Annotated in this window: 6 protein-coding genes; 4 read left to right on the top strand and 2 right to left on the bottom strand. The window is 71.9% G+C overall.

The window, feature by feature from the left end; genetic code table 11:
* Positions 1-30: 30 nt before the first annotated feature.
* A complete protein-coding gene (locus ACFWGZ_RS03250) occupies positions 31-810 on the bottom strand; it encodes a hypothetical protein (protein ID WP_382449812.1) in 780 nt (259 codons plus the stop codon).
* 262 nt (positions 811-1,072) lie between these two features.
* On the opposite strand from ACFWGZ_RS03250, the gene ACFWGZ_RS03245 reads away from it, so the two are divergent.
* The 4 genes from ACFWGZ_RS03245 to ACFWGZ_RS03230 all read left to right on the top strand — a co-directional run bounded on the left by ACFWGZ_RS03245 (position 1,073) and on the right by ACFWGZ_RS03230 (position 6,956).
* Positions 1,073-3,139, top strand: a complete 2,067-nt coding sequence (locus ACFWGZ_RS03245; RefSeq protein ID WP_382449811.1) for a hypothetical protein — start codon at positions 1,073-1,075, stop codon at positions 3,137-3,139.
* Between the two features lie 75 nt (positions 3,140-3,214).
* Complete coding sequence (locus tag ACFWGZ_RS03240) at positions 3,215-3,931, top strand: GNAT family N-acetyltransferase (protein ID WP_382449810.1); 717 nt, start codon at positions 3,215-3,217, stop codon at positions 3,929-3,931.
* 53 nt (positions 3,932-3,984) lie between these two features.
* Complete coding sequence (locus ACFWGZ_RS03235) at positions 3,985-6,402, top strand: ATP-binding cassette domain-containing protein (RefSeq protein ID WP_382449809.1); 2,418 nt, start codon at positions 3,985-3,987, stop codon at positions 6,400-6,402.
* Complete coding sequence (locus ACFWGZ_RS03230; protein ID WP_382449808.1) at positions 6,399-6,956, top strand: EF-hand domain-containing protein; 558 nt, start codon at positions 6,399-6,401, stop codon at positions 6,954-6,956. Before ACFWGZ_RS03235 ends, ACFWGZ_RS03230 begins: the two co-directional genes overlap by 4 nt.
* Here the strand turns inward: ACFWGZ_RS03230 and ACFWGZ_RS03225 are convergent.
* A complete protein-coding gene (locus ACFWGZ_RS03225; RefSeq protein WP_382449807.1) occupies positions 6,899-7,372 on the bottom strand; it encodes an SRPBCC family protein in 474 nt (157 codons plus the stop codon). The two genes, ACFWGZ_RS03230 and ACFWGZ_RS03225, sit on opposite strands and share 58 nt — an antisense overlap.
* Positions 7,373-7,387: the final 15 nt, after the last annotated feature.

The raw sequence follows: 7,387 nt of genomic DNA, 5'->3' as shown, positions 1-7,387 counted from the left end.
GCGCACCCCGGTGCGCGGGGCAGCGCCGTGTCAGCGGGTCTCGTCGACCGGGATGCCCGCCAGCTCCTCGGTGAGGCTGGTGAACGACTCCGGGTCCACCCGCAGCATGCCGTCGAACGGCTGCGTCATGCCCAGGCACAGCACGCAGACGAACGCCAGCACGGCGGCGGTGAGGCACATCTGCAGCACGTGCCGCTTGCGGGCGGTGAACCCGATCAGCAACGGGAACACGACCATCGCCACGGCGCCGACGACGGTGCCGATCAGCATCAGGTTGCCGGTGTCGTCGAGGCCGCTCGCGGAGTCGATCCGGTCGCGGCGCAGGTCGGTGATCTCGCGCAGCCGCTCCACCGACCGCTCCCGCGCGCTCTTCACCTCGTCGGGGGACGCGGGCAGGCTCAGGATCTCCGCGTGCAGCGAGTGCAGCGCGGCGGTGGTTTCGGGGTCGGACTCCCCCACGGCCAGCTGCGGCCACTCCTTGTCCGCCACCAGCTTCGGGTACTCGACGAGCAGCCCGCGGATGAGGTCGCGCTGGGGCTGCGGCATGACCGCCGTCTGCCAGTAGACGTCGGCGACGGCGGCGGCCTCGCGCGAGGCGTTGTCCTCGGCCGCGCCGTTCTCCTCCCAGACGATCACCACGTAGAACGCCAGCGCGACGATGAACAGGCCGCTGATCACCGCGCCGAGGAACCCGCGCGAGTCCGCGTCCCGGTCGTCGGCCTGCTCGTGGGCGCGCGAGCGCCCGAACAGGATGCAGGCGACGGCGGTCACGACCACCGACGCGAGTACGACGACCAGCGCAGTCCACATGGCCTCCATCTCCCCACAGCCGGAGGCCGTTTGACCACCAACACCACGCTTCTCGGCGGTCTCACCCGCCCGACGGGAGCAACCGGTGGCCGATCCTGCGCACAGCGAGTCCACATCGGACCGCATGCCGGAATGCCTTGCACACGAACGGGAGAACCGCGTCCCACCGTCCACGACGGAGAGTGAGGACACCACCGCGGACGAGCGGTGACAACCGCGACCACGCGTGCCAACCTGTGCCGATCCGACCGGAAGGCGTGGCATGCGTGTACCGATCCTCATCGCCGTGGTGCTGCTGCTCCCGCTCCTCGCGCCCGGTCCGCCGGTCGCGGCGGCCGAGGTGTGGCGCACCCAGTTCGACGAGGCGGTGTACGGGGACGTCGCGGTCGTCGGCAACGCCGTCCTGACCTGCCCGACGCCCGAGCAGGCCGGTCCGCAGCCCAAGTACCCGCCGCAGTCCTGCGTGGACGCACTGGACCGCAGGGGACGCGGGCCGTCCGCGCAGAACAACACCCACCGCATGTCGTGGACCGACACCGATGACGACCCCGCGACGTTCAACTCCTCCAGCGCCGAGCTCGACTTCCCGTCCGGCGCGACCGTCGCCTACGCCAAGCTCGGCTGGGCGGGCAACTCGGCGTGCCGCGACGCGACCGCGCCGCCCGGCAGCCCGCGGGACCCCGTGACGTTCAACGGCACGCCCGTCAGCCCCGGCGAGTTCCGCGCCGACTCCCCCGACGAGCTCACCGGCACCGACAACGCCTTCTACAGCGCCGAGGCCGACGTCACCCGGCTCGTGAAGGCGGGGACCGCGACCGTCGGCAACGTCTGGACGCCCCAGGGGTTCGACTGCTTCGGCGGCTGGTCGCTCACGGTCGTGTGGAAGTTCGCCCAGGCCGGTCCGGCCGCTCCGGCCAGGCGCCACGTCGCCGTGCACGGCGGGCACGTCCGCCTGCCCACGAAGCTGCCGACCCTGCGGACGCCCATCGCGCCCACCCACGCCGCGGGCGGCAGCGTCCGGCTGGGCATCACGGCCTACGAGGGCGACTGGGCCAGCGAGGGCGACCAGCTGCTGGTCAACGGCATTCCGGTCGGTGGCCGCAACGTGTTCGCCTCCTCCGCCCAGGGCGCCGAGCACCCCAACAACATGAGCGTCGACGCGCGCACGCTGACGCTGGACGACGCCGTGCTGAAACCGGGCAGCAAGAGCGCCGAGCTCGCGTTCAAGCGCGACGACGACGCGTTCCTGGTGCAGAGCGTCGCCTGGTCGTTCCCGCTGCCGGAGCTCACCCTCGCCGTCACCCCGGAGAAACCGCTGGCGCACGCCGAGGAGGCGGTCCGGCAGACCGCGACCGTCACCAACGTCGGTGACGCGCCCGCGGCGGACGTGCTGGTGTGCGGTCAGCCGGTCGGCACGGTCGCCGCGCGGGCCACCGCGACCCGCACGTGCACCTCGACGGCGGCCCAGGACGACTACCCGGCCACGGTCGCGGTCAGCGGCGCGAGCCTCGCGGGCGACCTGCTCACGGCCGGCCGGACCTCGACGGTCGACGTGCTGCACCCGGCGTTGCAGGCCAGCGCGCCCGCGGAGCCGCTGACCGCGCTGGCCGGCCAGGCCGTCACGTTCGCCGCGACCGTCACCAACACCGGTGACACACCGCTGGTCGGCCTCGAGGCGCGCGCCGCGGCGGGGTGCAAGGCCGTGCAGGGCCGGCTCGACCCCGGCGCGACGGCCACCGTCGAGTGCACGGCCCCCGCGGGCGACGAGAGCGGTCCGCTGTCCGCCACCGTCACGGCGGCGGACGAGATCGGCGGCAAGGTGCAGGCGATCGCGACGGTGCAGGTCAAGGTGATCTACCCGCGGCTCACCCTGTCGGCCGTGTGGTCGAAGGACCGCGCGCGGGACGGCGAGGTCGTGACGGTGACGGTCACGGTCGGCAACCCGTCTGAGCACCCGATCGAGAACGTCCGCGTCGAGGGCGCCCCCGCCGCGTGCCACCGGACGTTCCCGGTGCTGAAGCCGCGCGAGCGGATCACCTACACCTGCCAGGTCGCCGCGCCGGTGAGCTCCCGGCTGACGGTGTCCGGCGCGGGCGCCGGTCAGGCGGTCAGCGAGAGCGCGGTCGTGCGGATCGCGTCGGCGACCGCGCCCGCGGTTCCCCCCGCGCCGGGCGAACCGGTCCAGCAGGTGCAGGAGGTGCCGGCGCCGCAGCCGGTCGCGCACGTCCAGCAGGTGTCGAAACCCGTGGCCGGCGGCGTCGCGGCGATCATCGGCATGGTCGGGATGGCGGTCGTGGCGAGTGCTCTGGGCGGGTTGGGCCGGCGCTGAGACGTGTTGCCGGGGCGCCGGATGCGGTAGAAGGGATTCATGGAGATCACCGCATCCGGGGGTCGTTGACGCGACGTGCTGGTCAAGACTCTGCAGGAGTGCGCGGCGCGGGCCCAGCCGGCGGCGCTCGTCGAGGAGGCGGGCGGCTGGTGGTTGCGGCACTCCCCCGGCGACGCCTGGTGGGTGGGGTCGGTGCTGCCGCACGACCGCGAGGACCGGGTGGAGCTCGCCGAGTCGTTCTGCACCGAGCGGGGCTCCGACGTGCGGTTCCAGATCACGCCGGGCGTGTGCGCGGACGACCTCGACGACCGGCTCTGCGACCGCGGCTACGAGCGCAGCCACGACATGTCCCTGCAGATCGCGTCGACCGCCGACGTGCTGCGCCAGGCCCACGCCGACGTGGGTGAGGTGAGCACCCGGCCGACCGACGAGTGGCTGGCGGCGTGGGCGACGGTGAGCAGGCGGGACGCCGGCGCCGAACGCGACCTGCTCAGCCGGGTCGAGCACCCCAGCGCCTACGCCCACGCCGAGGTGGACGGCCGGGTGGTGGCCGTGGGCCGTGCCGTCGACGAGCAGGGGTGGGCCGGTGTGTTCGGCATGGCCACGTTGCCGCACGCACGCGGTCAGGGAGCCGCGCGGTCCGTGCTCGCGGCGTTGGCCACGTGGGCGGCCTCCCGCGAGGCGAGCCACATGTACCTGCAGATGGTGAAGTCGAACTTGTCGGCGTTCCGCCTCTACGAGCGGTCGGGGTTCCGTGAGGTCTGCACTTACCACTATCGGATCCGTGCGTAACCAATCAGGAATCAAGAAGGCAGGACCGGGACGCCCGAGTTAGGTTCTGCGCCATGACCAGGACAGCACCGGCGCCGCACGACGCGGACACCCACGACCTGATCCGCGTGCAGGGCGCCCGCGTGAACAACCTGCGCGACGTCGACGTCGAGATCCCGAAGCGCCGGCTGACGGTCTTCACGGGCGTCTCGGGCTCCGGCAAGAGCTCGCTGGTGTTCGGCACCATCGCCGCGGAGTCGCAGCGGCTCATCAACGAGACGTACCCGGCGTTCGTCCAGGGCTTCATGCCCTCGCTGCCGCGCCCGGAGGTGTACCTCCTGGAGGGCATCACGACGGCGATCCTGGTCGACCAGCAGCGCATGGGCGCCGACCCGCGCTCGACCGTCGGCACCGCGACCGACGTGCACGCGATGCTGCGCATCCTGTTCAGCCGGCTCGGCACGCCGCACGTCGGCGGCCCGCAGGCGTTCTCGTTCAACGTCGCCTCGACCTCCGGCGCGGGTGCCGTGACGATCGAGAAGGCGGGCCAGAAGGTCAAGGAGCGCCGCGAGTTCTCCATCACCGGCGGCATGTGCCCGCGCTGCGAGGGCCGCGGCAAGGTCTCCGACATCGACCTCACCGAGGTCTACGACTCGTCGAAGTCGATCCTCGAGGGCGCGATCAAGGTGCCCGGCTACAACGTCGACAACCAGTGGACCGTGCAGACGTTCGCGCAGTCCGGGTTCATCGACCCGGCCAAGCCGATCGGCAAGTACACCAAGAAGGAACTGCACGACTTCCTGCACCGGGACCCCGTCAAGATCAAGGTCAACGGCATCAACCTGACCTACGAGGGCCTGATCCCGAAGCTGCAGAAGTCGATGCTGTCGAAGGACCGCGAGGCGCTGCAGCCGCACATCCGCGCGTTCGTGGACCGCGCGGCGACGTTCGGCACCTGCCCCGACTGCGCCGGCACCCGCCTGACCGAGGCGGCCCGGTCGTCGAAGATCCGGGGCGTGTCCATCGCGGACCTGTGCGACATGCAGATCACCGACCTCGCGGAGTGGATCCGCGGCGTGCGGGACAAGGGCGTGGCGCCGCTGGTGGAGAAGCTCACGGCCACGCTCGACTCGTTCGTCGAGATCGGCCTGGGCTACCTCTCGCTGAACCGGCCCGCCGGCACGCTGTCCGGCGGCGAGGCGCAGCGCGTGAAGATGATCCGGCACCTCGGCTCGGCGCTGACCGACGTGACCTACGTGTTCGACGAGCCGACGATCGGCCTGCACCCGCACGACATCGAGCGCATGAACAACCTGCTGCTGCGGTTGCGGGACAAGGGGAACACGGTCCTCGTCGTCGAGCACAAGCCCGAGACGATCGCGATCGCGGACCACGTCGTCGACCTCGGCCCCGGCGCCGGGCGGAACGGCGGGACGATCTGCTTCGAGGGCTCGCTGGACGGGCTGCGCAAGTCGGGCACCGTGACCGGGCGCCACCTCGACGACCGCGCGGCGGTGAAGGAGACCGTGCGGGAGAGGACCGGTGTGCTGGAGATCCGGGGTGCCTCCGCGAACAACCTGCGCGACGTGGACGTCGACATCCCGCTCGGGGTGCTGACCGTCGTCACCGGCGTCGCGGGCTCCGGCAAGTCGTCGCTCGTCCACCAGTCGCTGCCGAAGGACTCCGGCGCGATCGTCGTGGACCAGACGCCGATCAAGGGCTCGCGGCGGTCCAACCCCGCGACCTACACCGGGTTGCTGGAGCCGATCCGCAAGGCGTTCGCCAAGGCCAACGGCGTGAAGCCGGCCCTGTTCAGCGCGAACTCCGAGGGGGCGTGCCCGAACTGCAACGGCGCCGGCGTGGTGTTCACCGACCTCGGCATCATGGCGACGATCGAGACGCCGTGCGACGTCTGCGAGGGCAAGCGCTTCGACCAGGCGGTGCTCGAGTTCAAGTTCGGCGGCCGCGACATCTCCGAGGTGCTCGCGATGCCGGTGTCCGAGGCCGTCGAGTTCTTCGGTGCCGGAGAGGCGCGCACGCCCGCCGCGCACGCGATCCTGCAGCGCCTCAGCGACGTCGGCCTGGGCTACCTGTCGCTGGGCCAGCCCCTGACGACCCTGTCCGGCGGTGAGCGGCAGCGCCTGAAGCTCGCGACGCACATGGCCGACAAGGGCGGCATCTACGTCCTGGACGAGCCGACCACCGGCCTGCACCTCGCCGACGTCGAGCAGTTGCTGGGGCTGCTGGACCGCCTCGTCTCCTCGGGCAAGTCGGTGATCGTGATCGAGCACCACCAGGCCGTGATGGCGCACGCCGACTGGATCGTCGACCTCGGCCCCGGCGCCGGTCACGACGGCGGCGAGGTGGTCTTCGAGGGCACGCCCGCCGACCTGGTCGCCGGCCGTTCCACGCTCACCGGCGAGCACCTCGCGGACTACGTGGGAGCCCCGGCGCGACGCGGGAAGCGCGCGGCGGGTACTAAGGGGGCATGACCATCCCACCGTTCCTGGACCGCAGGCTCAGCCGCAGGTTCTCCACCTACGACAGCGACCAGGACGGCTACGTCGAGCGCGCGGACTTCGACCTGGCGAGCGAGCGCCTGACCTCGGCGTTCGGCTTGCGCGCGGACGACCTGCAGGCGAAGCGGTTCCACGAGCAGCTCTTGGGCGTGTGGGACCACCTCGCCGCCATGACCGACGTGGACGACGACGGCAAGATCAGCCTCGCCGAGTACAAGGCGGCGTTCGCGGAGGGTCTGCTGGGCCGCCCCGAGGCGTTCGACGACATCTACGTGCCCTACCTCGACGCGTTGCTGGCCGTCGCCGACCACGACGGCGACGGCCAGATCGGCATCGAGGAGCACGTGCGGTGGTCGCAGGCGCTGATGAACGTGCCGGACCCCGACGCGCGGACCGCCCACGCGCGGCTCGACCACGACGGCGACGGGTTGATCGGCACCGACGACCTGCTGGCCGCGCTGCGGGCCTACTACTTCTCGGAGGACCCGGACGGGCCGGGAGCGTGGCTGCTCGGGCCGGTGGACTGAGCTTCGGCCGCCTTCTTGACGGCGGCGCCCTCGGCCACGACGTACCTCCTGGTCAGCGACTTCACCAGGAGCCAGCCGAGGCCGGCCAGCGGGCCCGCCGTCGTCAGGGTGAGTGTGAGCCGGCTGCCGTCGGGGTGCGGCTCGACGACGTGCGCGCCCGTGACCGTGACGCCGGGCGACTTCGACACCCACGTGAACGAGGTCCCGCCGGTCAGCTCGGTGACCGTCCAGACCGCCCCGGACAGCTTGGGCTGCTTCAGCCGGGTGCGGGAGCCGACTCGCAGCGGTCCCTCGTCGAGGCGTTCGGCCTCGTCGACCGTGGGGATGTGCTCGGGCCAGCGTCCGACGTCGGCGACGACCGCCCAGACGCGTTCCGGAGGGGCCGCGATGGTGACGGTGTGCTGGAAGCCCGGCATGGCCCCAGTCTAGGG

The sequence above is a fragment of the Lentzea sp. NPDC060358 genome (assembly GCF_042725365.1).
Lineage (GTDB): Bacteria > Actinomycetota > Actinomycetes > Mycobacteriales > Pseudonocardiaceae > Lentzea.
The sequence above is the reverse complement of the archived record's forward strand: the minus strand, read 5'-3'. Positions and strand labels throughout refer to the sequence as shown.

Excerpts from the sequence above, each read along its gene's own strand:
- ACFWGZ_RS03250 (WP_382449812.1), bottom strand. The coding sequence starts at position 810 with ATGTGGACTGCGCTGGTCGTCGTACTCGCGTCGGTGGTCGTGACCGCC.
- ACFWGZ_RS03245 (WP_382449811.1), top strand. The coding sequence starts at position 1,073 with ATGCGTGTACCGATCCTCATCGCCGTGGTGCTGCTGCTCCCGCTCCTC.
- ACFWGZ_RS03235 (WP_382449809.1), top strand. The coding sequence starts at position 3,985 with ATGACCAGGACAGCACCGGCGCCGCACGACGCGGACACCCACGACCTG.
- ACFWGZ_RS03230 (WP_382449808.1), top strand. The coding sequence starts at position 6,399 with ATGACCATCCCACCGTTCCTGGACCGCAGGCTCAGCCGCAGGTTCTCC.
- ACFWGZ_RS03225 (WP_382449807.1), bottom strand. The coding sequence starts at position 7,372 with ATGCCGGGCTTCCAGCACACCGTCACCATCGCGGCCCCTCCGGAACGC.